Raw genomic sequence first — 25,959 nt, 5'->3', positions numbered from 1 at the left:
CGAGGAGTTCTGATGGACCGTTACGTCGTATTCGGTAACCCGATTGGTCACAGCAAGTCGCCGCTGATCCACCGCTTGTTTGCCGAGCAGACCGCTCAGCAACTGGACTACAGCACCTCGCTGGCGCCACTCGACGACTTTTCCGACTTCGCCAAGACGTTTTTCCTCGAAGGTCGCGGGGCGAATGTGACAGTGCCGTTCAAGGAAGAAGCTTATCGCCTGGCCAACAGTCTGACGGCACGGGCGCAGCGGGCAGGCGCGGTGAACACCCTGAGCAAACTCGCCGATGGCACGTTGTTGGGTGACAACACCGACGGCGCCGGACTGGTGCGGGACCTGACGGTCAACGCCGGTTTCAGTCTCAAGGGCAAACGTATCCTGCTGCTCGGCGCTGGCGGCGCGGTGCGCGGTGCGCTGGAGCCGTTGCTGGCCGAGCAACCCGCTTCGGTAATTATCGCCAACCGCACCGTCGAGAAAGCCGAGTTGCTGGCGGAATTGTTCGCGGACCTGGGGCCGGTGTCGGCCAGCGGTTTTGACTGGCTGCAAGAGTCGGTGGACCTGATCATCAACGCGACGTCGGCGAGTCTGTCAGGCGATGTACCGCCGATTGCCAGCAGCCTGATCGAACCGGGCAAGACGGTGTGCTACGACATGATGTACGGCAAGGAGCCGACCTCGTTCTGCCGCTGGGCCACTGAACACGGTGCGGCGGTGTCGATGGATGGATTGGGGATGCTCGCTGAGCAAGCGGCAGAAGCGTTTTTCCTGTGGCGCGGTGTGCGGCCGGATACAGCGCCAGTGCTGGCCGAACTACGCCGCCAACTGGCGCTGTAGTTCTTTGTGGCGAGGGAGCCTGCTCCCGCTGGGGTGCGAAGCGCTCGCAGATTTTCAGGGCTGCTTCGCAACCCAGCGGGAGCAAGCGCCCTCGCCACAAGTTATGCGTTCGTCATCAGAGTGGTGTGTTAGTCCTCAAACCGGATCGGGCATTTCTCCGCCCCTTCAAGCTTCCTCAACTCCTCCACCACCTGCGGCCGCGCGCTGCGCAGCGTCAGGCTGCGATTCTGCTTGAGCAGCCGCCGCGCTTCCTGGTGCAGCATTTCCACCCCTGAATAGTCGATGAAGTTGATCTGCTGCGCCTCGATCACCACACGTGCGCCGTGCATCCGTTGCAAACGCACTTGCAGGTAATGGCTGGCGCCGAAAAAGATCGACCCGCCGACCTGCAGAATGTCTTCATCGCCTTCGCGCCAATGCTGGACTCGCGGTTGTGAAGTCCGCTTGAGGTAAAAGAACAGTGACGCCAGCACCCCGGCATAGATCGCGGTCTGCAACTCCAGCAGTAGCGTGGCCACGCAGGTCAGCGCCATAACCAGGAACTCGGCGCGGCTGACCCGCAACAGCGCGCGGATGCCGCGATGATCGACCAGTCCCCAGGCGATCAACAGGATGCTCCCGGCCATGGCCGGGATCGGAATGTGCGAAATCAACGCCGCGCCGAAGATGGCGAACAGCGCCACCCACAGTGCTGAAAATACCCCGGCCAGCGGTGAGCAGGCACCCGCCTCGTAACTCAGGGCCGAGCGGGTGAAGGAACCGGCTGACAGCGAGCCGGAAAAAAACGCACCGACCATGTTCGAAAAACCCTGGGCGCGTACTTCCTGATTGGCGTCGAGCAATTGCTGGGAGCGTGCCGACAAGGAACGGGCAATCGACAGGCTCGTCACCAGCCCGAGCATCCCCACCGCCACGGCGCTGGGCAGCAGGCGAAGGATCAGATCCAGGTCCAGCGGCAGCGGACTGAAGGGCGGCAGCCGCCCGACAAACGCACTGACTAACTTCACATGGCCAAACATCGATGGCCAGAACCACACCAGCAGTCCGCTCAGCGCCAAGGTGATCAAAAGCGTCGGCCAGCGTGGCAGCAGTAATTTCAGGATCACGCCCACCCCGACGGTGGCCAGCCCCAGCACCAGCGAAGGTTTATCCACGTCGCCGAGGTGTTTGAACACCATCAAAAAGCTGTCCAGCGCCGTGGACTGATTGGGCAGGTCCAGCCCCAGCAGGTTCGGCAACTGGCCGATGGCAATCACCACCGCCGCGCCGAGGGTGAAGCCCAGCACTACCGAGTGAGAAACGAAATTCACCAGGGCGCCAAAGCGCAACAATCCGAGCAGCCACTGGAAAATGCCGGCGAGCAGTGTCAGAAGCAGGATCAAGGTGACGTAGTCTTCTGACGCGGGAACGGCCAGAGGACTGACGCTGGCATACAGGACGATGGATATCGCCGCTGTAGGACCACAGATCAAATGCCACGACGAACCCCAGAGGCAAGCGATCAGCACCGGAATGATCGCGGCGTACAGGCCGTATTCCGGCGGGAGACCGGCGATCAGGGCGTAGGCAATGGATTGCGGCAGCGCAAGAATGGCGCCGCTGAGGCCAACGATTAGGTCACGCCCGACGCTGGCGCGGGTTTGCCGGGGCAACCAGGAAAGGAAGGGAAAGAGTGAATGGCGGCTGGGGAAGGCCATGGGTCCTCTCGGGTGGAGTTTTGCGCAAGGGTATCAGTACGGGGTGAACATTGTGGCGAGGGAGCTTGCTCCCGCTCGGGAGCGAAGCGCCCGCAGATTTTTAGGGCTGCTTCGCAGCCCAGCGGGAGCAAGCTCCCTCGCCACAGGCAACCCTTACAACTTCGCTTTTACCGCCGGCAACGCATCTTTCCCATCCACGGTCTTCACGCCATCCAGCCATTTATCCAGCACGGCAGGGTTGGCCTTGATCCACGCCTTGGCCGCCTCGGCATTGCTGATTTTCTTGTTCACCACCTCGGCCATGATGCTGTTCTCCATCTCCTGGGTGAAACTCAGGTTGGTGAGCAGCTTGCCGACGTTCGGACAGGCCTGTGCATAACCTTTGCGGGTCAGCGTATAAACGCTGCCGGTGTCGCCGAAATACTTCTCCCCGCCTTTCAGGTAATGCATTTTCAACTGCACGTTCATCGGGTGCGGCGTCCAGCCGAGGAAGGTCACGAACTTCTGTTTCTTCACCGCGCGGGACACTTCGGCCAGCATGGCCTGCTCGCTGGACTCGACCAGTTTCCACTGGCCCATGTCGAAGTCGTTCTTCTTGATGATCTCTTGCAGCGAGATGTTCGCCGGGGCGCCGGAACCGATGCCGTAGATCTTCTTGTCGAACTTGTCGGCGTATTTATTCAGGTCGGAAAAGTTATGCACACCCGCATCCCACACGTAATCCGGGACGGCCAAGGTGAATTCGGTGCCGTCGAGGTTCTTCGCCAGTTGGGTGACATCACCCGTGGCGACGAATTTGTCGTAGAAGCCCTGCTGCGCCGGCATCCAGTTCCCCAGGAACACGTCGACCTGGCCATCTTTCAGCCCGCCAAAGGTGATCGGCACCGCGAGGGTGTCGACCTTGGCCTTGTAGCCCATGCCGTCCAGCAGAAACCCGGTGATGGCGTTGGTCGCAGCGATGTCGCTCCAGCCCGGATCAGCCATTTTCACCGTGTCGCAGCTCTGATCGGCAAAGGCCGATGCACTGCCCAGAGCCAGTAGCCCGACCGTCAGTACTGTGGATAACTTTTGCATGGACTTCCCCTTAACATTATTGGTTTTGGCAGGGTTGTGGATAACGTGCTTTACGTTCCAGATCGTCGAGGTCGATGTGGTTGCGCATGTATTGCTGACTGGCGTCTACCAGCGGCTGGTGATCCCAGCTCTTCAGCTTGCCGATGGTCAGCGCCTCGGCGACGAATCGCCGGCGACGCTGGCTCGCGAGCACCTGTTGGTGGATCGCCGGAATGTCCCATTTGGCCCGTGCTTCAGACAGAAACGCCTCGAACAGCGGCCGATGTTGCGGCGATTGGCTGAGTTCTTCCTGTTCGCGCGGGTCGTTGTGTACGTCGAAGAGTAGGCAAGGGTCATCTTCGCTGTAGATGAATTTGTAAGCGCCACGGCGAATCATCATCAAAGGGCTGATGGTGCCTTCGGCCATGTATTCGCCGAAGACTTCGTCGTGACCGCCCTGCCCTTGCAGGTGCGAGACCAGCGAACGACCGTCCAGTGGCAAACCCGGTTCCAGCGAACCGCCGGCCAGTTCTACAAAGGTTGGCAGCAAATCAGCGGTGGAAACCGCAGCACTGACGCGCCCGGCGCCGAATTGTCCCGGTGCGCTGATCAACAGTGGTACGCGGGCGGCCATTTCGAACCAATGCATTTTGTACCAGAGGCCGCGCTCGCCGAGCATATCGCCGTGGTCGCCGGAGAAGACGATGATGGTGTCATCGATCAGCCCGGTATCTTCCAGCGTTTGCAGGAGTTTGCCGACGTTGCTATCGATATAGCTGCAAGCTCCGAAATAAGCACGACGCGCATCGCGAATCTTATCCACAGGCAGCGGCTTGTCCCACAGGTCATACACCTTGAGCAAACGCTGGGAATGCGGGTCAAGTTCGGTTTGCGTCGGGGTTTCCGGCAGCGGGATGTCGGCATCGTCGTACATGTCCCAAAAAGCCTTGGGAATGGTGTACGGATCATGTGGGTGCGTCATCGACACGGTCAGGCAAAACGGCTGGTCGCCATCCTCGCGAATGTGATCGAACAGGTATTGCTGGGCCTTGAATACCACCTCTTCGTCGAAATCCAGCTGATTGGTGCGCACGCACGGCCCGGCCTGCAGCACCGAAGACATGTTGTGGTACCAGGTCGGACGCACGTCCGGTTCATCCCAGTTCACCGACCAGCCGTAGTCGGCCGGGTAGATGTCGCTGGTCAGGCGCTCTTCATAGCCGTGGAGTTGATCCGGGCCACAGAAATGCATCTTGCCCGACAGCGCGGTGCGGTAGCCGAGACGCCGCAGGTAGTGGGCATAAGTCGGTACATCGGCGGGGAAATCGGCCGCGTTGTCGTAGGCGCCGATCTTGCTCGGCAATTGACCGCTGACCAGGGTGAAACGCGACGGCGCGCACAGTGGGCTGTTGCAATAAGCGGCGTCGAACACCACGCCTTCGGCGGCGAGGCGGCTGAGATTGGGCAATTTGATGGGCGAGGAACCGTAGAACGGCAACATTGGCGCGGCCATCTGATCGGCCATGATGAAAAGAATATTCTTGCGCTTCATGTGATCGCGGCATTCCATAGTGAATATTTATGCGAGAGTGCTGCGATCGAGCATGGAGTCCACGCACTTTGTGGTAAAGCCCATGCACGGCAATGACTAGGATAAGCACCGCTTATGTATGACGCCCTTGGAAGTTTGTCGCTGGACCTGCTGCGAGCGTTTGAAGCGGCGGCCCGCCATCGCAGTTTTACCGCCGCAGCGGTAGAGCTGGGCACTACGCAGCCCGCCGTCAGCCAGCAGATCAAACGCCTGGAAGAACAACTCACCGCGCGGTTGTTTGATCGCATTTACCGTGGCATTGAGTTGACTGAGGCCGGGACCATTCTTTTCGAGCAGGTTCAGCTCGGTTTGCAGAATATCGATGCCGGATTAAGCGCGATCAGCACACAGCATCAACATGAAGTCTTGCAGGTGGCCACGGATTTCGCTTTTGCCGCGTATTGGCTGATGCCCCGATTGCACCGCTTTCATAAAGCCAATCCCCACGTCGACGTCAGCCTGGTCACCAGCGAGCGCAATCACAACATGCTGCGCACTGATATCGATGTGGCGGTGTTGTTTGGGGATGGCCGCTTCAAGCAGGGCGAAAGCCATTGGCTGTTCAGCGAAGAAGTGTTTCCGGTCTGCAGCCCGCTGCTGTTGAAGGATCGTCCCCTGCCCTTGCCGGCCCAGTCATTGCTGGAATTTCCACTGCTGCACCTGCGCGGCGAAAACAGCAGCAACTGGTTTGACTGGAGCGGCGTCTTTCGCGAGTTAGGGATTACATCGGCCCCGGCCCCCGGGCAATTGCGCTTCGACAATTACACGTTGCTGATTCAAGCGGCGATTGGTGGTCAGGGTGTTGCAATCGGCTGGCGGCACCTTGTGGATAACTTGCTGGCGCAAGGTTTGTTGTGTCGACCGATAGCCGACACGGTGATTTCCAGGCTCGGCTACTACGTGGTTTTGCCCCAGCGAAAACGGCGTGGGGTATTGATCCAACAATTTGTGGACTGGTTGATGGCTGAGCAGGCCAGCAGCGCCCAATCGCTGAATGGTTTACCGCTGCCGTCTATCGCCGTGTAGGGTCGGTCGAAACGAAGTTCACATGCTCGCGAACGTGAAGATTCAGCCGCAGCTCATCGGCAATCCCTACGGCCACGCGGTTCAACCGTTCAAGCGGTTCGGCCAGGCCCGGTTCAAGGCTGCTGCTGACGTGGCTGAAATGTTCAATCGTCAGCCCCGGCACTCCGCGAGGCGCATTGACCAGGGTCCAGTGCAAGGCACTGCTTTGCAGTGCATCAAGGATTTCCTCGGCGGCATGCCGCTGAAGGGGGTCCAGCGCTTCAGCCTCTGTGTCGTCGAGTTCGGCAAAATCCCCCACCAGGAACAGCCGGGCAATACCGGCCGCCTGCATGCCCTCGATCAGCGCGTCCACGGCCAACACCTGTTCGACCGGGCCTGGAACGATGGTTTTTTCAACGGTCTCGCTATTGAATGGCAATCCGGGGGCATCCAGCAGGCAAATAACCACCGAACTCCCCGCTACGCTTTGCTTGACGCGTTCGGCCTCGAACAGATCGCCGGTCTTGGTGCGCAATCCTGGGCGCGGTGGGAGCGCCGTCAGGTCATCCAGAATCGCGATCACTTCATGTTGACGCCGTAGCATTTCAGCCATCAGCGCACTGCCCAGGCTACTCATGGCACCATAAAGCACCACTTTGACCACCGGGGTTTCGGCATTTTTCATGGCTGAGGTTCCTTGTTCACAACGTATATGGCGTGTGACCTGTGGGAATAGGTGAGGGTTCGACTGGGTTTCAGAGGGTTTCAGATGCAACAGATCAAGGGTTACCACGCCCATGTCTATTTCGACGCCACGAGCATTGACCAGGCGCGAGCGCTGTGTGAGCACGCCGCGCAGGTGTTCCCGCTGAAAATGGGCCGCGTGCATGAACGTCCCGTGGGTCCGCACCCGGACTGGAGTTGCCAATTGGCGTTCGGGCCGGAGCTGATCGGCGAAGTGCTGCCGTGGCTGGCGCTCAACCGCAAGGGTTTGGTGGTGTTTCTGCACCCGGACACCGGCGACGATTTGCTGGACCACACCGAGCACGCGATCTGGATGGGCGCAATCCGGCCGCTGGACCTGTCTATTTTTTGATCAGAGGTTTTCTTCGGCTTCGCCGGGCAAATGTTCGTCCAAGTGCAGCCAGGGTAAGTGGCTGCGGGTCCAGATGTGACGCTCGGCCGGGGCTTGCTCCGGGTGATCGAGGGTGGCGATGGTCACGTCGATACTCTCGGGGCTCAGATGTGTGATCAACGCCAGTTGCGCCCCACAGTTCGGGCAGAAATAGCGCACGCAGGTAGTTGAAGATTCGTACTGCGCCGGCGTCCCTTTCAGCCATTTAAAGGCCGATACGGGAACCGTGATCCAGGTTGTCACGATCCCGCCGCTGACGCGCCGGCAGATCGAACAATGGCAGTGGGCGATGTCGTGCAAAGGTCCGCTGAATTGATAGCGCAGATGTCCGCAGTGGCAGCCGCCGGTGTGAAATTCGCTCATGACCTTACCTCCTGATGCGTATTTCCTGACGCTTTCGCGAGCAGGCTCGCTCCCACATTGGTTTTGTGTACGACACAGATCCTGTGTGGGAGCGAGCCTGCTCGCGATGCCCGCAACTCGGTCGCCCTCCCTGCCCCAGTCCGACGACCGGTTGCACATCCGGTCAATGCTTTCATCAGCGAAAGCTGGGTGAAAGCTTCCCCGATTAGGATCGCCCCCACTGCCGGCAAAAGACCGGTCGGCCAATGCCAGTGTTTTATCGCTCGCACAGCCCATTTAACAACAACAATGGTGATTCTGATGTCCTCTGCTACCCGCCGCTTCGCTGCAACTCCGCCCGTACGCCTCGTGCTTCCCGTTCTGCGCTGACCCACCCGGTTCGCCCATTCCCTAGCCGCGCTACGCCTGGAGTATTCCCATGCTGACTTTCCTTGGCTTCGCCATGGTCATCACGTTCATGTTCCTGATCATGACCAAGCGCCTGTCCGCGCTGATCGCCCTGATCATCATTCCTATCGTCTTCGCCCTGTTCGGTGGTTTCGCGCCGAAGATCGGCCCGATGATGCTCGAAGGCATCACCAAGCTGGCGCCGACCGGCGTGATGCTGATGTTTGCCATTCTGTATTTCGCCCTGATGATCGACTCCGGCCTGTTCGACCCGGCCGTGCGCAAGATCCTCAAACTGGTCAAGGGCGACCCGCTGAAAGTGTCGGTCGGCACCGCCGTACTGGCGCTCGTCGTTTCCCTCGACGGTGACGGCGCAACCACTTATATGATCTGCGTGGCCGCCATGCTGCCGCTCTACAGTCGCATCGGCATGAGCCCGCGGATCATGGCCGGCCTGATCATCCTCGCCGGTGGCGTGATGAACATGACGCCATGGGGCGGCCCGACTGCCCGTGCGGCCAGTGCGCTGCATGTGGACCCGTCCGACATTTTCGTTCCGATGATTCCAGCGATGGCGTTCGGCGTGGTGGCAATCCTGGCGATTGCCTACTTCTACGGCAAACGCGAGCGTGCGCGTCTGGGTGAACTGCACCTGGTGGGCGATGAAATCGACCACAGTGAAATCAGCGTTTCGCAATTCCCGGATGCCCGTCGTCCGAAGTTGATCTGGTTCAACGGCGCCCTGACCCTGGGCCTGATGTGCACCCTGATTGCCGGTCTGTTGCCGATGCCGGTGTTGTTCATGGTGGCGTTCAGTATTGCCATGATCGTCAACTATCCTTGCCTGCAACAGCAGAAGGATCGCGTCGCGGCTCACGCTGGCAGCGTACTTGCGGTGGTCGGTTTGATCTTCGCGGCGGGCATTTTCACCGGTATCCTGTCGGGCACCGGCATGGTCGATGCGATGTCGAAAAGCCTGCTGGCGGTGATCCCTGATTTCCTCGGCCCGTACCTGGCCGTGATTACCGCGCTGGTGAGCATGCCGTTCACGTTCTTTATGTCGAACGACGCATTTTATTACGGCGTGTTACCAGTACTTGCCGAAGCCGCCAGTCATTACGGTATAACCGCGGTTGAAATGGCACGTGCCTCGATCGTCGGTCAGCCCGTCCACCTGTTGAGCCCGCTGGTACCATCGACCTACTTGTTGGTGGCCCTGGCCGGTATCGATTTTGGTGACCATCAGCGCTTTACCCTGAAATGGGCAGTGCTGGTGTGCATGTGCATACTGGTAGCCGCATTGCTGATGGGGATTTTTCCGCTGTTCAGCACTCTATAAGCCCAAGACTCACCACAAAGGGTCCAGGCTTCGCTGTTTGAAGCCGGGCCTTTTGTGGTTTAACACTCGCTCAAAGGAATACACATGGAATGGCTGACCAACCCTGAAATCTGGGTTGCCTTCTTTACCCTGACCGCCCTGGAAATCGTCCTGGGTATCGATAACATCATCATGATTTCGATCCTGGTCAGCCGCATGCCCAAACACATGCAGCAGCGCACCCGGATCTTCGGCCTGGCGCTGGCCATGGTCACACGGATCCTGTTGCTGCTGTCGATCACTTGGGTCATGCGCCTTACCACCGATTTGTTTGAAGTGTTCGGCCAAGGCATTTCCGGGCGAGACCTGATCCTGTTCTTCGGTGGCCTGTTCCTGCTGTGGAAGAGCTCGCAAGAGATGTACCACGCGCTGGAAGGTGAAGACGAAACGAACGAAGAGCCGAGTGGCAAGGGCGGCAACTTCCTCTACACCATCATCCAGATCGCGATCATCGACATCGTGTTCTCGCTGGACTCGGTGATTACCGCCGTCGGCATGGTCTCTCATGTACCGGTCATGGTCGCGGCGATCATTGTTGCGGTGCTGGTGATGATGCTGGCTGCCGGCACCATCAGTGAGTTCATCGACAAGCACCCGTCGCTGAAGATGCTGGCACTGTCGTTCCTGCTGATCGTCGGTACGGTGCTGATTGCCGAATCCTTCGACGTTCACGTGCCAAAAGGCTACGTCTACTTCGCCATGGCGTTCTCGCTGGCGGTGGAAGCGATCAACATCAAGATGCGCACCGCGATTGCTAAAAAGCGCAAACAGCAGGATCCGGTGAAACTGCGCAAGGACATTCCGGGGCAATAACCCGAACCTGTGCACTGGCTGCTGCCAGTCAGTGCACAAAACCTGTGGGAGCGAGCCTGCTCGCGATAGCGGCCTGTCATTCAACATCAACGTTGAATGTGACGGCCTCATCGCGAGCAGGCTCGCTCCCACTTTTTTTGCTCTGTGATTAGCCTGGCGGATCGAGGTTATTCAACACTCGATTGCGGATACTTCACGATGGCGTGTTCAAAGGTTGACGCACCGAGCTCTGGTGGTTAGCGTCCCTCGCTCGCTTCAAACGACATGACAAGGAATGCATATGTCTGGAAAACCGGCTGCACGCCTCACGGACCCGACCACCTGCCCCCTTCCCGGCCACGGCACCAATCCGATTGCCAGCGGCTCACCCGATGTCTTTTTCAACGGTCTTGCGGCCGCTCGGGTCAGCGACACATGCACCTGCGACCTGGCCCTGAACGGTGGATTCTCTTCAACCGTGTTCATCAACGGCCTGAATGCCATACGCTCGATAGCACCACCAGCCATGGCGGTGTGGTGATTGGCGGCTCCGGCAACGTCATCATCGGCAACTCTCATTCCCCTGCGCCCTTCATCCCGCCCTTGCCGATCATTGGCCAGCCTTTGGTCGAATTCAAAGCCGTCAGCGCTGGCAATGGCGAACCGATTGCCCAACAGGACTACGAAATCGAAACCGCTGAAGGCCGGATCGTCAAAGGCCAGACCAACGCGGAGGGCATGACCCAAAGCGTCGCTACCCTGCAGCCCGACCTCGCCGTCGTCCGCTGGACTGTCTGACGCCTCAAGGAAGAATGAAATGACTGGACAATGCATGGCCCCAGACGACCTGGACATGAAGAAACTCTGGGACAGCACCTGCGAACTCCCCGTTTGCAAACGCGAAACCACTAAGGGCGGCCCTAACCCGAAAACCCGCGTTGAAGTGCCATTACTGACCTGTAATTGCCTGTGGCGCAGGTTTCAAAAAGAAGCCGAAGAGTGGGTCGCACCGGGCGGCGTGTTGATTGCCGACCCGCAAGCCCGTAACCGCAAGATCAACGCGGCCTATGCACAATTGTGGCTGGCGGATAACCGGTTTCAGTGGGCGGGGTTGGCGGCGTTTGCTTCGAAGCAGGTGGGGTGTGGGTTGATCCATGCGACCAAGTTGCAAACGGCTATTGCGGCGCAGAAGGCGGCGCAGGAGAAATTGCGGACGGGGAAGTCGGAAACCCTTTTCGAAGGATTTGGGTTCAAGCTCAGCAAGACTGATCCGGAAATCGAGAAAGAGTTAGCGAGCGCCAAAGCGGCCAATCCTCTTCCCACTGAGGATATTACCTTCGGCGACAACTCCCGCTCCGCTGTTCAGCAGCAGTTGGACTACGTGTATGAAATGCTGGCCCTCGGTAATACCTCGCTGTTTCTGGATGTTTATCCGTTGCATCGGTTTTTTATGGTGCGGGGCTTCAAAGAAATGGAAGCCTGTCTTTCCAAACGCAACCAACTAAAAAATGAAGTTCTGTGGCCCATCGCTGACAAAGTAGAGTTCGGTGCAGCGCGTGCAGAAGTGACCGATACTTTCAAAGCCATAGATGAAGGAAGAATTACCAAAAGCGTCGAATTCATGGCCGGTCATGAACAGCTGAACATTTTGCAACCTGCAATGTATGACGATTCCCACTTCGCTTACCTAATGCGCGGCACCCATGCTGGAGATGTCGTATCAGTAGTCACAGGGATGCTGTCCGGAGCCGCAGAAGAAATCCAGTTGACTCTGGCAAGTCAATGCAAAGCGGCAGACGGGCGAAAGGTTGCCTTCGGCAGTAATCCATTGGCCAATCTGGCAAACAAGGATCAACGAATGGAATTCGTACTTCGTGCTGCAACACAATTCGATGCCTTATTAAAAAACCCCACTTCAAAAGCCCAACTAAAGCAATCCATTACAGAAATATCTCAAGGTGGAGGGATCCGCTGATGAAGCCACTCACCAGGCTATCTCTGATAAGCATGAGTGCAATTGTTATTGGGCTGTGTATTGCCTACTTCAATTGGAATACGGAAGTTTTGAGTGCGCACATAGGGAAGTCTTACAAGGATACCGTTGAGGACTCAACGTTTTCGGTGCCTGCGAATACCGCTTTTTATCCAAGCACGCCACCGCATCCTAGTTCTACATGGATATCAGAGCCAGTCATCATCCATTTTGATGATCCTGAGCATGGTTTTACGCTACCAGCAACCAAGTTTGGCGCCGTTGGTTTTGATGAAGGTAAAGTCTCGACCATGACAACTTCTCCAATGTTGGAGACCTTGCCTTTCAATCAGCTGATTCCCTTACTCACTCAGTTGCAGGGGAAGCTAAAAGACTCGGGCTGGGTACCGCGCAACCCACAAGATAACTCTTGGTTAGCCGTCGGCAGCGAAGTAGAAAAAAACGCTTTGCAAAGGCAGTTGTTCGATCAGGTAGTCATCGTGATGCTCCTTATACCTCACAAATACAGTCTTGCGCTAAACGTCAAATGCTACGCTCGCTGTGATGAGCGCGACCCGAAAACGGCGAAGTATTTGATAGATGTTAGCGTCGGTTCGGATTACTACAGCGAATGATGAGTCGCGCCAGAAGGCGGCGTCGGTGTTTGCAAAGAGCAGCATTTTTTACGCTGTTCATTTGTCTGACTTCTTTTCACCACCCAGTTGATTTTTTGAACATTCATATCGGGAAGTCATACAGAGAAGTCGCACAAGACTCGACATTCCCAAATATTTGATCGACGTAGGGCTAGGCGACGATTTCTTTAGCGATTGAACTACCAATGATCTTAGGGCAGCTGCGCAGCCCAGCGGGAGCAAGCTCCCTCGCCACAGGGGTTGTGTCGCGCACCTTTTCAACTGTCCGGCTGAGACCTTCGGGTCCCTTTTTTACTCTCTGCATCAACCTGTTTTCATGACAGTTTTGTTTCAATCACTTCTTTAGCTATGCGATGCTGGCGCCCAGACCGTTAGCCAACTACAGCTTAAGTACAGAACGTAGAACGTCGCGCGGCACCGTCAATTTGCCCCTCTGGGGCGCTACCACCACAGGGGGCCTGCATGCTCACCCTGCTCAATTTGTTATCGGCCGTGGCCTTGTTGATCTGGGGCACGCACATCGTCCGAACCGGCATCTTGCGGGTCTACGGTTCCAATCTGCGCCATGTGATCGGCCAGAACATGTCCAAACGCTGGCTCGCGTTCATCTCGGGGATCGTCGTTACCGCGATGGTCCAGAGCAGCAACGCCACGGCCATGCTCGTCACATCCTTCGTCGGTCAGGGCCTGATGGCGCTGACGCCCGCCCTGGCAACGATGCTCGGCGCGGATGTCGGTACGGCGCTGATGGCGCGGGTGCTGACGTTTGATTTGTCGTGGCTGTCGCCGCTGCTGATTTTTCTCGGGGTGATTTTCTTCCTGTCCCGCAAGCAGACTCGCCAGGGCCAGATGGGTCGCGTCAGCATCGGTCTTGGGCTGATCATCCTGGCGCTGCAACTGATCGTCGAATCCGCCGCGCCGATTACCCAGGCGCAGGGCGTGAAAGTGATTTTCGCCTCATTGACCGGCGATATCCTGCTGGACGCCCTGGTCGGCGCGTTGTTCGCGATGGTTTCCTATTCCAGCCTGGCCGCCGTGCTGCTGACCGCAACCCTGGCTGGCGCCGGCGTCATCAGCCTGCCGGTGGCGATCGGCCTGGTGATCGGTGCCAACATCGGCAGCGGTATCCTCGCGTTTCTCAGCACCAGCATGCAAAACGCCGCTGGCCGTCAGGTGGCGCTCGGCAGCCTGCTGTACAAACTGATCGGGCTGCTGCTGATCATTCCGGTGCTGGACCCGCTGGTGCACTGGATCGACAGCCTCGACTTCAGCCCTCAGGAAATGGTCATTGGCTTCCATCTGCTCTACAACACCGTGCGCTGCCTGATCCTGTTGCCCAGCGTCGGCCCGATGGCCAGGCTTTGCGCGTGGCTGCTGCCGGAGCGGCCGGAGCTCAACGGCACGGCGAAACCCCGCCACCTTGATCCGACCGCGCTGGTTACCCCCAGCCTGGCATTGGCCAACGCCGCGCGAGAAACCCTGCGCATGGGCGATCTGATCGACAACATGCTCGAAGCAATGCTCGACGTGCTGCGTGGTAAACAATCCGCCATCACCCAGGAAATGCGCAAACTGACGGATGATGTCGAAGCGCTCTACAGCGCCATCAAGCTTTACCTGGCGCAAATGCCCCGAGAAGATTTGAGCGACCAAGACAGCCGGCGTTGGGCGGAAATCATCGAACTGGCGATCAACCTCAAGCTGGCCAGCGATTTGATCGAACGCATGCTGCGCAAGGTGCAGCAGCAGAAAACCTCGCAGCGCCGGTCTTTTTCCGAGGTTGGTCTGGAAGAACTGGCCGGGTTGCACAGCCAGTTGATCTCCAACCTGCGTTTGGGCTTGTCGGTATTTCTCAGTGCCGACAAGGAAAGTGCCCGCCAGCTTCTGCGTGAGAAACGTCGCTTTCGCGCACAGGAACGCCGCCTGGCCCATGCTCACGTCAGCCGTCTGCAACGTAAGATCGTGCAAAGTATCGAGACCAGTTCACTGCACCTGGAGCTGATCGCCGACATGAAGCGCTTGAACTCGCTGTTCTGTAGCAGCGCTTATGTGGTGCTGGAAACATCGGACACCGGTGCACTGGCGGTCGACGATATGGCTGACATCACGCATTCGCCTTGAACGTCTGGCGGTGTGGTCAGTCAGTAACAGTGGTTCCGGTTCAAGATCATCGCGAGCAGGCTCGCTCCCACATTTGAATTGTGGTGTTCACAAAACCAATGTGGGAGCGAGCCTGCTCGCGATGGCTGCCTGGAAAGCGACACGGATCTCCAATCAGCCGTATGGAAGCTTGCTATGCGTTGTCTGCTGTTCGCCTGTCTGTTGCTTGGCTCATTTCCTTCGTTTGCCCTGGATCGTTTCCAGGTCGAGGGCTATACGCTGCCCAACGGTTTGCAATTACTGCTCAAACCCGGCACCGAGCGCGGGCACGTGGCGATTCGCCTGGTGGTCGGCGTAGGTCTGGATGATTTCAGCTGCGCCGACAAGGAGCTGCCGCATCTGCTCGAACACTTGTTGTTCAGCGGCATCGATGCAACCGGCGAAGGCGGCCTGGAAGAGCGCATGCAGGCGTTGGGCGGTGAGTGGAACGCGTTCACCAGCAACGCTGACACGACGTTCGTCATTGAAGCCCCGGCGAAAAACCAGCGCAAGGTGCTCGACCTGCTGCTGGCGCTGCTGACGCAGACCCGAATCGACGACAACGCCATCAACGCCGCCAAACAAGTGGTCGAGCGTGAGGACGGCGGCCATTACTCGCACTTGCAGCGCTGGCTGGATCGTCAGGACCTGGGCCACACCGCGAGCAATCAGCTGGCAGTGGAGCTGGGCCTTAAATGCCCCGAGCGCCCGGAAGTCGATAACCTGACTCGCGAGCAACTCGAGACGGTACGCAAGGCCTGGTACGCGCCCAATAACATGACGCTGATCGTGGTCGGCGAGCTCGACAAGTTGTTGCCGGCGTATCTGGAACGCTCCTATGGTGAACTTGAAGCGGTCGAGCCTACCGATCACCTGCCCTTGCCGGAAATCCAGGCCAGTGCCGCCCATGAACGAACGCTGAGCGATGGTTTCGTCGGCGGCGGCGCCAAGTTGCATTGGCTGGTGCCGGAACCGGTGCTGCAGGATCAGCACGACGAAACCTTCGACCTGCTCAAGGACTATCTGGACTGGGCGCTCTACCGCCAATTGCGCCTGTCCCACGGTTTGTCCTACGGCCCCTCGGCCGAGCGCGAGGTGTTTGGCGGGGTGGGCTTCATGAGCCTGAACGCCGACCTTGAGCGCGATGACGTGCCTAAGGCCCGGCAGGTGCTGGAGGATTTGAAGGCCGATTTGCTCAAGGACGGTCTCGACGCAAACACCTTCAACCGCCTCAAACAGGCCGCCATCGCCCGCCAGGCTTGGGCCGTGCAAGGCACCAGCGCGCTGGCCGATTACTACTGGAGCGCGCTGGGCGACTACCAGGACGGGCGTTTCGCCGCCCCGGCCAGGGAACTGCAAGGCGTGACGCTGGAAGAAGCGAACAAGGCCATGCGCGAGTTGCTCATGCAACCGGGGTATGTGCGGATCGAGAAGCCGCTGATGAGTTATGACCAGTTGATGTGGGCGATGGCCGGGGTGTTTGGATTGCTTGTCCTCGGGGTATTGGCTTGGCGAGTCCATCGCCGCCGGTAACTGGCCGCCCTGGCAGCAGGGCTTTTGTGGCGAGGGAGCTTGCTCCCGCTCGGCTGCGCAGCAGTCGTAAAACCGGTGCTTGCGCTCTACCTGATGACACGCAGTGTGCGGGTTTGGGGGCGCTTCGCACCCCAGCGGGAGCAAGCTCCCTCGCCACAATGTTGTATAGGGAAAACGGACGTATCCCCTCGCCACGCCCCCGCCCGGGCGGTACTCTGTCGAGGATTTTTCCCACGACTATTGCGAACCGCCGAATGCCTACTCTGACCCTGTACGTCCAGCGCATCCTGGAATTGATGAAGCGCTATCCAGGGGTCATTGCGCTCGGTGGTTTTATCTCGGGAGTCGGCAGCTTCATCCTGGTGGATCGGCAACAGGGCCTGGCGACCTGGATCACCATCATCATGGTGCTCAGCTGGATCTGGCTGATGCTGGAAAACAGCCTGACCAAGTTGTTCACCAAACTCTTCAAGCGCGAAATCCCCCAGCCTTTGCTGCGTTACGCCACGCAGATGATCCACCAGGAAAGCCTGTTCTTCGTCCTGCCGTTCTTTTTCATCACCACGACCTGGAACAGTGGCCAGTTTTTCTTCACCGGTTTGCTGAGCATGGCGGCGCTGATTTCCATCATCGACCCGCTCTACTACAAATGGCTGGCACCCCGGCGCTGGGCGTTCCTGGCGTTGCACACGCTGACGCTGTTTGCCGCGCTGCTCACCGCGCTGCCCGTCATCTTGCACCTGACCACTTCGCAAAGCTTCAAACTGGCGCTGGGCACCGCTGTTTTACTGTCGTTCCCGAGCCTGGCCTCGATCTTCCCGATCCGCACGGTGCGCAACGCGTTGGCGATCCTGAGTATCACGCTGGGCATCGGTGCCCTCGGCTGGGTGCTGCGTTCCTGGGTGCCGCCGGCCACTTTATGGATGACCGACGTGGCGATCAGCACGCAAATGCAGGACCGCACACCCGGCAAGAGTCTGGACGAAGTCAGCGCCGAGCAGATCCGTGGGGACGGGTTGTACGCCTACACCGCCATCAACGCCCCGCGCGGCCTCGATGAGCGGATTTATCACGTGTGGCAGTTCAACGGTAAAGAGGTCGACCGTATCCCGCTGGACATCCACGGCGGACGCAAGGAAGGCTACCGTGCCTGGACCCACAAGCAGAATTTCCCAGGCAATCCTGCCGGTAAATGGCAAGTGCGGGTGCTGACCGAGGATGGCCAGGTCATCGGCGTGCTGCGCTTCAAGATCACGGACAGCACACCGATCAAAGAAAAGTAATCCGGTTCGTGCTATTACGTAGCGCTGCGCTAATAGCCGAACAAGCACGGAGCTTATGACCAGCAGCACAATGGCCGGCAATGCCCAGCTAGATGTCTCTCACTCCCCTGCTCAACTGCGGGTCACGGGTGACTGGACGCTCGCCCACTACGCCGATCTCAAACACCTGAGCGAAAAGCTCCGCGGCCAATACGACGACAGCACGCACATCGACCTCAATGGCCTCGGTGCGCTCGATACCGCCGGGGCGTCGTTGTTGGTGGAATTGCTCGGGTCCGAGCGCTTGGGCCGATCCGCCGAACACCCTGATTGCACCCTCTCTTCTGCAGACCGTGCCTTGTTGCAGACGGTTTATTGCTCGCTCAGCGACTTCTGCGTGCCGGTCAAGGAACCGGAGATCAGTGTCGGCATTCAATTGCTGACCCGCATTGGCCGCGCAGTCGACACCGTCTGGCAGGACACCCTGCAACTGCTGGGCTTCGTCGGCCTGATCCTCGAAACCATCGCCCGCAATCTGTTTCGTCCCAAGCGCTGGCGCATCACGCCCATGGTCGCGCACATCGAACAGACTGGCCTCGACGCCGCGCCCATCGTCGCCCTGCTGACCTTTCTGGTCGGTGCGGTGGTGGCGTTTCTCGGGGCGACGGTGCTGGCCAGCTTCGGTGCGAGTATTTTCACCGTGGACCTGGTGGCGTTCTCCTTCCTGCGAGAGTTCGGTGTGTTGCTGACCGCGATTCTGATGGCCGGCCGCACGGCCAGTGCGTTCACCGCGCAAATCGGTTCGATGAAGGCTAACGAAGAAATCGACGCGATCCGCACACTGGGCCTCGACCCGATGGAATTGCTCGTGGTGCCACGGGTGCTGGCGCTGCTGGTGGCGTTGCCGATGCTGACCTTCCTGGCCATGCTCTCGGGGATTATCGGCGGTGGCGTGGTCTGTGCCGTGTCGCTGGGTATCTCGCCGGCGATGTTCCTGTCGCTGCTGCAAACCGATATCGGCGTTCAGCACTTTCTGGTGGGGATCGTCAAAGCGCCGATCTTCGCGTTCCTGATCGCTGCAATCGGTTGCCTCGAAGGCTTCAAGGTCAGTGGCAGCGCTGAGTCCGTGGGCGCGCACACCACGTCGAGTGTGGTGCAGTCGATTTTCGTGGTGATCGTGCTCGATGCCGTGGCCGCGCTGTTTTTCATGGAGATGGGCTGGTGAGTCGTTTACCCCGAGCGCCCTCCGAGGCGGTGATCGAAGTCCGTGGGCTGTGCAATCGCTTCGGCAGCCAGAGCGTGCACGAAAACCTCGACCTCGATTTGTACAAAGGTGAAATCCTTGCCGTGGTCGGCGGTTCCGGCAGCGGAAAATCGGTGCTGCTGCGCAGCATCGTCGGCTTACGCCAGCCCAGCGAGGGTGTGGTGAAGGTCTTTGGCAAGAACCTGCCGACGCTGCCCGAACATGAACGCTCGATGGTCGAACGGCGTTTCGGCGTGCTGTTCCAGAAAGGCGCCCTGTTTTCTTCGCTGACCGTGACCGAGAACGTCGCCCTGCCCCTGATCGAACACGCCGGCCTGAGCCGTGAAGACGCCGAGCATCTGGCGGCGGTGAAACTGGCGTTGGCCGGTTTGCCGCTGTCCGCGGCGGACAAATACCCTGCCTCGCTGTCTGGCGGCATGATCAAGCGCGCGGCGCTGGCCCGGGCGTTGGCGCTGGACCCGGACATTCTGTTTCTCGACGAACCCACCGCCGGCCTCGACCCGATTGGCGCCGCAGCCTTTGATCAATTGATCCTGACGTTGCGCGATGCGTTGGGCCTGAGTGTGTTTCTGGTGACCCATGACCTCGACACGCTCTACACCATCACCGACCGGGTGGCGGTGCTGGCGCAGAAAAAGGTGCTGGTGGCGGACGCCATCGACAAGGTCTCGGAAACCGACGACCCGTGGATTCACGAATACTTCCATGGCCCTCGCGGCCGCGCGGCGCTGACCGCCGCTCAACAGTTGAAAGAGGTCTGACATGGAAACCCGAGCCCATCATGTATTGATCGGCCTGTTCACCGTGATTGTGGTGGCAGGCGCCCTGCTCTTCGGCCTGTGGCTGGCCAAGTCCAGTGTCGACACCGAGTTCAAGGATTACGAAGTCGTCTTCAACGAGGCGGTCAGCGGCCTGTCCAAGGGCAGCGCCGTGCAGTACAGCGGGATCAAGGTCGGTGATGTGGTGACGTTGCGCCTGGACCCGAAAGACCCGCGTCGGGTGCTGGCGCGGATTCGCCTGGGCGGCGATACGCCGATCAAAGAAGACACCCGGGCCATCCTGGCGCTGACCGGGATCACCGGCACATCGATCATTCAACTCAGTGGCGGTACGCCGCAAAGCCCGACCCTCAAAGGCAAGGACGGCCATCTGCCGGTGATTGTCGCTTCACCCTCGCCTATCGCTCGCTTGCTCAATGACAGCGGCGACCTGATGGCCGGTGTGAACACACTGATGCATAACGCCAACCTGATGTTTTCCACGGAGAACGTCGAGCGCATCAGCAAGACGCTGGAGCACCTGGAACAAACCACCGGGACCATCGCCGACCAGCGCGGTGATATTCGTCAGGCGATGCAGCAACTGGCTTCCGTCGGCAAGCAGGCTGGCGCCATGCTGGAACAGACGTCGACGCTGATGCGCAACGCCAACGGCTTGCTCAACGATCAGGGCAAGCAGATGTTCGGCAGCGCCGAGCAGGCGATGAAATCACTGGAACAAAGCAGCGCGACCATCAACAAGTTGCTCACGACCAACCAGGATTCCCTGAACAGCGGCTTGCAGGGCCTCAATGGCCTGGCGCCAGCGGTGCGCGAGCTGCGCGACACCCTGACGTCGTTGCGAGCCATCTCCCAGCGCCTGGAAGCCAACCCCAGCGGTTATTTGCTGGGTAATGACAAGAACAAGGAGTTCACGCCATGAAGCTTGCGACCTTCGCCCTCCTCGCCAGCTTCACGTTGGTCAGCGCCTGCTCGATCCTGCCCAAGTCCGAGCCCTCCGATGTCTATCGCTTGCCGTCGGCCCAGAGCAGCGTTTCGGCCAGCCACGGCACGCCGCAACGCTGGTCGCTGCGCCTGACCAAGCCGCAGGCCAGCGAAGCGTTGAACAGCCCGAAAATCGCCGTGATCCCGCAAGGTGATCTGATCAGCAGCTACACCGCCTCGCGCTGGAGTGATCCGGCGCCGGTGTTGCTGCGTAATCGGTTGCTGGATGGTTTCCAGCGGGACGGCCGGGTGCCGCTGCTGAGCACGGATGACAGCAACTTCCAGGCAGATCTGGAGTTGGGCGGGAGCCTGCAAGCATTTCAGACTGAGTACCAAGGCACCGCTGCGAGCGTGGTCGTGCGGCTGGATGCCTTGCTGGTGCGCGGGTATGACCAGCGCATCCTCGCCAGCCGCCGCTTTGAAGTGCGTCAGCCATTGGGCGATGTGAAAGTGCCGGCGGTGGTGGCCGGATTTGGCCAGGCGAGTGATCAGTTGACGGCGCAGGTGGTGGCTTGGACGGTAGAGCAAGGCCAGAAAGTCGCCCTTAAAGCCAACACGGGACCCCTGTAGGCGTGAGCCTGCTCGCGATAGCGGTAAATCAGTCACCACTAATGTTGACTGTCACACCGCTATCGCGAGCAGGCTCGCTCCCACAGGGGATCGTTGGTTAACCGAAGAACCAGTAGCAAACGCCGATGGCGCCCAGTACGCCAGCAAGCTCCGCCAGCAACGCGCACCCTACCGCATGCCGCGCCCGCTGGATGCCCACCGCGCCGAAGTACACCGCCAACACATAGAATGTCGTTTCCGTACTGCCCTGGACCGTCGCCGCCACCAGCGCCGGGAAGCTGTCCACGCCAGAGGTCTTCATCGTTTCGATCAGCATCGCCCGCGCGGCGCTGCCGGAGAACGGTTTGACCATCGCCGTCGGCAGTGCGTCGACGAAGCGCGTGTCCCAACCGGCCCACTCCACCAGATGCCGAATCCCGTCGAGACCAAAATCCAGCGCCCCGGACGCCCGCAGTACACCGACGGCGCAGAGCATCGCCACCAGATACGGCAGCAGGTTCTTGGCCACGTCGAAGCCCTCCTTGGCGCCTTCGACGAACGCTTCGTAGACCTTCACTTTGCGCAATGCGCCAACCACCAGAAACAGCATGATCAACCCGAACAGCGTCAGGTTGCCGAGGATCGATGACAGGCCGGCCAGAGCGGTCGCCGAGAGCGTCGCCAGCAGCGCCATGAAGCCACCGAGGGCCAAGGCACCGGGAATCAGATACGCGAGCACCACGGGGTCCCACAGTCGCAGACGTTGCATGAACGCCACCGACAGTAGGCCCACCAGTGTCGAGCAGCTGGTTGCCAGCAAAATCGGCAAGAACACCAGCGTCGGATCGGGCGCACCTTGCTGGGCGCGGTACATGAAGATCGTCACCGGCAGCAGGGTCAGGGAGGAGGCGTTGAGGACCAGGAACAGGATCTGCGCATTGCTGGCGATGGTGGCGCTGGGGTTGAGTTCTTGCAGCGCCTTCATGGCCTTCAGCCCGATCGGCGTGGCGGCGTTGTCCAGGCCCAGGCCGTTGGCGGCGAAGTTCAGCGTGATCAGGCCGATGGCCGGGTGACCGGCCGGCACTTCCGGCATCAGGCGCAAGAACAAGGGGCCCAGCGCCTTGGCCAGCCATTCGACGATCCCGGCCTTCTCGGCAATTCGCAGAAAGCCCAGCCAGAGGGTCAGGGTGCCGAACAGCAGGACCATGACTTCGACCGATAACTTGGCCATGGCGAAAATGCTTTCCACCATCGCCGCGAAGATCCCGGCGTTACCGCCGATCAGCCATTGCGCCAGTGCCGAAACGGCAGCCACGATGAAAAAGCCAAGCCACAGGCCATTGAGCACAGTTAAATCCCCCGAAGAATGCCGCGAATGATAGCGGGGTGTGCAGAAACGACAAACCCCGGATTTCTCCGGGGTTTGTTTGTTCGGCTTACACCGGACCTTTGTAGGAGTGAGCCTGCTCGCGATGGGGGCGGCACATCCAACATCTCTGTTGTTTGATGCACCGCTATCGCGAGCAGGCTCACTCCTGCAAGGTTTTGCGTTAGTTCTTGGAAACCTCGCCAACTGGCAGCTTTTCCTTGCTGCGCCAGTGCGGCAGCGAGTTCCAGTAGCGTTGGCCCTTGGCGTCGTCGTACATGCCTTCCCAGCGGGAGATGACCAGCACGGCCAAGGCATTGCCGATCACGTTCAAGGCAGTACGCGCCATGTCCATGATGCGGTCTACACCGGCGATGAAGGCCAGGCCTTCCAGCGGAATACCCACGCTGCCCAAGGTGGCCAGCAGCACTACGAAGGACACGCCCGGTACGCCGGCGATGCCTTTGGACGTCACCATCAGGGTCAGCACCAGCAGCAATTGCTGGCTGATCGACAGGTCGATGCCGTACAGCTGGGCAATGAAGATCGCCGCGATGCTCTGGTACAGGGTCGAGCCGTCGAGGTTGAACGAGTAACCGGTCGGCACCACGAAGCTGCAAATGGCTTTCGGCGCGCCGTAGGCTTCCATCTTCTCGATCACGCGCGGCAGCACGGTTTCGGAACTGGCGGTGGAGTAGGCCAGCACCAGCTCATCCTTGAAGATGCGCATCAGCTTGATCACCGAGAAGCCAAACATCCTGGCAATCAGGCCGAGAATGACAAAGGCGAAGAAGGCGATGGCGACGTAAACCAGGATCACCAGTTTGGCCAGCGGTATCAGAGAAGCGAAACCGAAGTTGGCCACGGTCACCGCGATCAGTGCGAACACGCCGATCGGGGCATAGTTCATGATCATGTGGGTGACTTTGAACATGCTCTCGGATACGCCCTGGAACATCTTCACCAGCGGCTCGCGCAGGTCCGATTGCAGGCTCGACAGACCGAGGCCGAACAATACGGAGAAGAAGATGATCGGCAGCATTTCGCCGCGGGCCATGGCCGCGAAGATGTTCGACGGGATCAGGTTGAGGATGGTTTCGATGAACGCGTGTTCATGCTGAACCTCGGCAGCTGTGGCCTGGTACTTGGAAATATCCACCGTACCCAGGGTGCTCATGTCGATGCCGGTGCCCGGATGGAACACGTTGGCCAGCACCAGACCGACCACGATGGCGATGGTGGTGACGATCTCGAAGTAAATGATGGTCTTGAGGCCGATACGCCCGAGTTTCTTCGCATCGCCTACGCCAGCGATGCCGACGATCAACGAGGAGATGACGATCGGGATCACGATCATCTTGATCAGACGGATAAAGATATCGCCTGCCGGTTGCAGGACGTTGCTGATCCACCAGGCTTTTTCGGCACTGAAATGGTTGAGCAGCGCACCGATTGCTATCCCCAGAACCAGACCGATGAGGATCTGCCAGGCGAGGCTGAGCTTTGCCTTCTTCATATCTTTACCCTTACTTGCGTTTGACTCAGGCGAATGCAAGAACTGGAACGCTCGTGGCGAAAAAGTCTGCGCATCTGCCCCCGTATAAGGTGCCCCGGAGCGCTTTGTTTCGGCTCTCTGGCAGGCGAAAAAAGGCGCAACTATTCCGATGCAAGGATGCGACGTCTAATGCCGTAAACGCCTACCCTATGCCGAATCGGCATGAGCTTTTTTAATTGAAACTCGCGTCCCAACCGGTTCGAATACGACATTTCGGCAGGCATAAGTGCCGTGAACCGGCCATTTCAGAGGAGGTTGGTTGTTTTTTAAACAGTTGAATTCATGACGAAATTTCGGAAAAAGCCTACGTTTGGCAGCGAAAACTCTTCTGCCGAAAGTCGAAGGTTTCTCGATATACGGTCGTGAAGAAACACCGCGAAACGGTTTTGTGGGGAATATGCAGCAGGGGGAATAGGGTGCAGTGCTCTAGATCAACGCTTTGCACGTTGAAGCTCTTCGCAAGTCCGTCCAGCCACTCTGGGCTGGCGAACTTGCGTCGCAGCTTTATTACCTGACCCGGCCCTTGCGCAGACACTCCATGTGCCCGTAGGTCACTCCGACCCTGAAACAGTCAGAACGTCCCGACCCCTTGGTCATGCGTCTACCTTCCTCGGGTAGCGCACTGGAAAGAAGCGATGCTGCTCCTTTCGTGTTTCAAACTCAGTACCAGTTCGGATCTTTCTTGAGCTGTTCCATCAACATGTCCTGCATGCCTTGGTTCGGTTTCCCGAGGAAGCGGTAGTCGGCATGTCGCGTTGGCGACTTGTCGGCCGGCAATCCTGCAGGTACTTCGACCAGCATGGCGTAGGCGTCCTGTTTGTCGAAGCTGAAAGCCACGATCAAGCGCTTGTTCAGGCACGTCGGTTGCGTTTCGCAAAGCGGCCCGACCAGGTACTTGTCGCCATCCTCTTCAACAGCATTCATTTGCTCGGCATCGCCAGACAGGTTCATCACCCATTCCGGCAGTCGTTCTTCCTTTTTAACGACTTTAGTCCACGTTTCACGGTACTGCGGGTCCGAATTCAATAATTCGCTGGCCCGCGTCTGGCCGTCATTGGCCGCCATCGCCATGGCACTACCGCCCAGAAGCAGGGCGGCTGCCAGTGTCTTTAACAAAACGCTCATGTTCAGCCTCGACCGCGACGGCCAAAGAAGAAGGAAGCAATAAACATCACCAGGAACACGACAAAGAGAATCTTGGCGATACCCGTGGCGGTGCCCGCGATACCACCGAAGCCCAGTACTGCAGCGATGATGGCAATGATCAAGAATGTGATTGCCCAGCTCAACATGGTGATTCTCCTTACGCTTCTATATTAGAGGTGCAGCTTGTGTTGCTTTTCCCGGCGCATTGAGCGCGCCAAGTCCGGTTGCTCAGAACACCCAACGTTCCTGACGGGGCATCTCATCCACAGGCTGCGCCTGGTCGACGTCCATCATTCGCATCGGTGCGAGGTCAGCCTGGCTGCTGCTGACGGCGCTGAAATGGGTCTGGGTAGCACGTTGAATCGACAGGTGCGGAGCCTCTGGTTGCTGGCTCTGTTCCCAAAGCAAAAACTGCTGACCTGCGATCAGCGTGATCAGCAGCGCCAGAATGCCAAACAGTCCTTGTTGGATATGCAAAGGCGAGATACGCAATTGGGCGACACGTTGGCGATTCATCCT

At 59.0% G+C, this 25,959-nt stretch carries 24 protein-coding genes and 1 pseudogene; 15 read left to right on the top strand and 10 right to left on the bottom strand.

What is annotated here, in order from left to right; translation table 11 throughout:
• Positions 1-12 precede the first annotated feature (12 nt).
• Complete coding sequence (gene aroE / locus BLU63_RS09685) at positions 13-834, top strand: shikimate dehydrogenase (RefSeq protein WP_010465531.1); 822 nt, start codon at positions 13-15, stop codon at positions 832-834.
• A 128-nt stretch (positions 835-962) separates the two neighbouring features.
• Here the strand turns inward: aroE and BLU63_RS09680 are convergent, their stop codons facing one another.
• From BLU63_RS09680 to betC, 3 genes are all read right to left on the bottom strand, one after another.
• Complete coding sequence (locus BLU63_RS09680; RefSeq protein ID WP_083375357.1) at positions 963-2,531, bottom strand: SulP family inorganic anion transporter; 1,569 nt, start codon at positions 2,529-2,531, stop codon at positions 963-965.
• Positions 2,532-2,684: 153 nt separating this feature from the next.
• Entirely contained in the window at positions 2,685-3,605 is a 921-nt protein-coding gene (gene choX, locus BLU63_RS09675) for a choline ABC transporter substrate-binding protein (RefSeq protein ID WP_010465535.1), read from the bottom strand.
• Between the two features lie 16 nt (positions 3,606-3,621).
• Complete coding sequence (gene betC / locus BLU63_RS09670; protein ID WP_010465537.1) at positions 3,622-5,136, bottom strand: choline-sulfatase; 1,515 nt, start codon at positions 5,134-5,136, stop codon at positions 3,622-3,624.
• Positions 5,137-5,250: 114 nt separating this feature from the next.
• Here betC and BLU63_RS09665 point away from each other — a divergent pair, with 114 nt between their 5' ends.
• On the top strand, positions 5,251-6,201 hold the full coding sequence (locus tag BLU63_RS09665) for a choline sulfate utilization transcriptional regulator (RefSeq protein ID WP_077748841.1): 951 nt from the start codon (positions 5,251-5,253) through the stop codon (positions 6,199-6,201).
• Here the strand turns inward: BLU63_RS09665 and BLU63_RS09660 are convergent.
• Positions 6,188-6,865 (bottom strand): NAD(P)-dependent oxidoreductase, encoded by a 678-nt coding sequence (locus BLU63_RS09660; protein WP_010465542.1) that lies wholly within the window; start codon positions 6,863-6,865, stop codon positions 6,188-6,190. The two genes, BLU63_RS09665 and BLU63_RS09660, sit on opposite strands and share 14 nt — an antisense overlap.
• An 84-nt stretch (positions 6,866-6,949) precedes the next feature.
• On the opposite strand from BLU63_RS09660, the gene BLU63_RS09655 reads away from it, so the two are divergent.
• A complete protein-coding gene (locus tag BLU63_RS09655) occupies positions 6,950-7,276 on the top strand; it encodes a DOPA 4,5-dioxygenase family protein (RefSeq protein WP_010465544.1) in 327 nt (108 codons plus the stop codon).
• Here BLU63_RS09655 and BLU63_RS09650 read toward each other — a convergent pair whose 3' ends face one another.
• Positions 7,277-7,678, bottom strand: coding sequence for a GFA family protein (locus BLU63_RS09650; RefSeq protein WP_010465546.1), 402 nt, complete (start codon positions 7,676-7,678; stop codon positions 7,277-7,279).
• Positions 7,679-8,096: 418 nt separating this feature from the next.
• Between BLU63_RS09650 and BLU63_RS09645 the strand changes: the two genes are divergently transcribed.
• The 12 genes and pseudogenes from BLU63_RS09645 to BLU63_RS09590 all read left to right on the top strand — a co-directional run bounded on the left by BLU63_RS09645 (position 8,097) and on the right by BLU63_RS09590 (position 21,394).
• Positions 8,097-9,404 carry a CitMHS family transporter gene (locus BLU63_RS09645; protein WP_017341736.1) on the top strand — a complete coding sequence of 436 codons (1,308 nt, stop codon included), beginning with the start codon at positions 8,097-8,099 and terminating at the stop codon, positions 9,402-9,404.
• An 84-nt stretch (positions 9,405-9,488) separates the two neighbouring features.
• Positions 9,489-10,256, top strand: a complete 768-nt coding sequence (locus tag BLU63_RS09640) for a TerC family protein (RefSeq protein ID WP_010465551.1) — start codon at positions 9,489-9,491, stop codon at positions 10,254-10,256.
• Positions 10,257-10,536: 280 nt separating this feature from the next.
• Positions 10,537-11,033, top strand: a pseudogene (locus BLU63_RS09635) (PAAR domain-containing protein).
• A gap of 19 nt (positions 11,034-11,052) precedes the next feature.
• Positions 11,053-12,210, top strand: coding sequence for a DUF2515 family protein (locus tag BLU63_RS09630; RefSeq protein WP_083375356.1), 1,158 nt, complete (start codon positions 11,053-11,055; stop codon positions 12,208-12,210).
• Positions 12,210-12,842 (top strand): hypothetical protein, encoded by a 633-nt coding sequence (locus tag BLU63_RS09625; RefSeq protein ID WP_083375355.1) that lies wholly within the window; start codon positions 12,210-12,212, stop codon positions 12,840-12,842. Before BLU63_RS09630 ends, BLU63_RS09625 begins: the two co-directional genes overlap by 1 nt.
• A 483-nt stretch (positions 12,843-13,325) precedes the next feature.
• Entirely contained in the window at positions 13,326-14,984 is a 1,659-nt protein-coding gene (locus tag BLU63_RS09620) for a Na/Pi cotransporter family protein (protein WP_083375354.1), read from the top strand.
• 174 nt (positions 14,985-15,158) lie between these two features.
• Positions 15,159-16,535, top strand: a complete 1,377-nt coding sequence (locus BLU63_RS09615) for a M16 family metallopeptidase (RefSeq protein ID WP_083375353.1) — start codon at positions 15,159-15,161, stop codon at positions 16,533-16,535.
• A gap of 254 nt (positions 16,536-16,789) precedes the next feature.
• Positions 16,790-17,818: a DUF5924 family protein gene (locus BLU63_RS09610; protein ID WP_010465563.1), complete on the top strand. Its 1,029-nt coding sequence runs from the start codon at positions 16,790-16,792 to the stop codon at positions 17,816-17,818.
• A gap of 55 nt (positions 17,819-17,873) precedes the next feature.
• The gene (locus BLU63_RS09605) at positions 17,874-19,022 is read left to right on the top strand and encodes an ABC transporter permease (protein WP_010465565.1); all 1,149 of its coding nucleotides are present in this window, start codon (positions 17,874-17,876) and stop codon (positions 19,020-19,022) included.
• Positions 19,019-19,822: an ABC transporter ATP-binding protein gene (locus BLU63_RS09600; protein ID WP_010465567.1), complete on the top strand. Its 804-nt coding sequence runs from the start codon at positions 19,019-19,021 to the stop codon at positions 19,820-19,822. Before BLU63_RS09605 ends, BLU63_RS09600 begins: the two co-directional genes overlap by 4 nt.
• Before the next feature lies 1 nt (position 19,823).
• On the top strand, positions 19,824-20,762 hold the full coding sequence (locus BLU63_RS09595) for an MlaD family protein (protein WP_010465569.1): 939 nt from the start codon (positions 19,824-19,826) through the stop codon (positions 20,760-20,762).
• Positions 20,759-21,394: an ABC-type transport auxiliary lipoprotein family protein gene (locus BLU63_RS09590; protein WP_083375352.1), complete on the top strand. Its 636-nt coding sequence runs from the start codon at positions 20,759-20,761 to the stop codon at positions 21,392-21,394. The genes BLU63_RS09595 and BLU63_RS09590 overlap by 4 nt, the downstream gene beginning before the upstream one ends.
• A gap of 97 nt (positions 21,395-21,491) precedes the next feature.
• Here the strand turns inward: BLU63_RS09590 and BLU63_RS09585 are convergent, their stop codons facing one another.
• From BLU63_RS09585 to BLU63_RS09565, 5 genes are all read right to left on the bottom strand, one after another.
• Positions 21,492-22,721 carry a nucleoside recognition domain-containing protein gene (locus BLU63_RS09585; protein ID WP_083375351.1) on the bottom strand — a complete coding sequence of 410 codons (1,230 nt, stop codon included), beginning with the start codon at positions 22,719-22,721 and terminating at the stop codon, positions 21,492-21,494.
• A 202-nt stretch (positions 22,722-22,923) separates the two neighbouring features.
• Positions 22,924-24,255, bottom strand: a complete 1,332-nt coding sequence (gene gltP / locus BLU63_RS09580; RefSeq protein WP_010465575.1) for a glutamate/aspartate:proton symporter GltP — start codon at positions 24,253-24,255, stop codon at positions 22,924-22,926.
• A gap of 699 nt (positions 24,256-24,954) precedes the next feature.
• Positions 24,955-25,419, bottom strand: a complete 465-nt coding sequence (locus tag BLU63_RS09575; protein ID WP_010465576.1) for an inhibitor of vertebrate lysozyme family protein — start codon at positions 25,417-25,419, stop codon at positions 24,955-24,957.
• Between the two features lie 2 nt (positions 25,420-25,421).
• Positions 25,422-25,586 carry a DUF1328 domain-containing protein gene (locus BLU63_RS09570; protein ID WP_003177151.1) on the bottom strand — a complete coding sequence of 55 codons (165 nt, stop codon included), beginning with the start codon at positions 25,584-25,586 and terminating at the stop codon, positions 25,422-25,424.
• 82 nt (positions 25,587-25,668) lie between these two features.
• Positions 25,669-25,956: a hypothetical protein gene (locus BLU63_RS09565; RefSeq protein ID WP_010465600.1), complete on the bottom strand. Its 288-nt coding sequence runs from the start codon at positions 25,954-25,956 to the stop codon at positions 25,669-25,671.
• Positions 25,957-25,959 lie beyond the last annotated feature (3 nt).

Source organism: Pseudomonas mandelii (assembly GCF_900106065.1).
Lineage (GTDB): Bacteria > Pseudomonadota > Gammaproteobacteria > Pseudomonadales > Pseudomonadaceae > Aquipseudomonas > Aquipseudomonas mandelii.
Note: the sequence above shows the minus strand (reverse complement) of the source record. Positions and strands in the feature narration are given on the sequence as shown.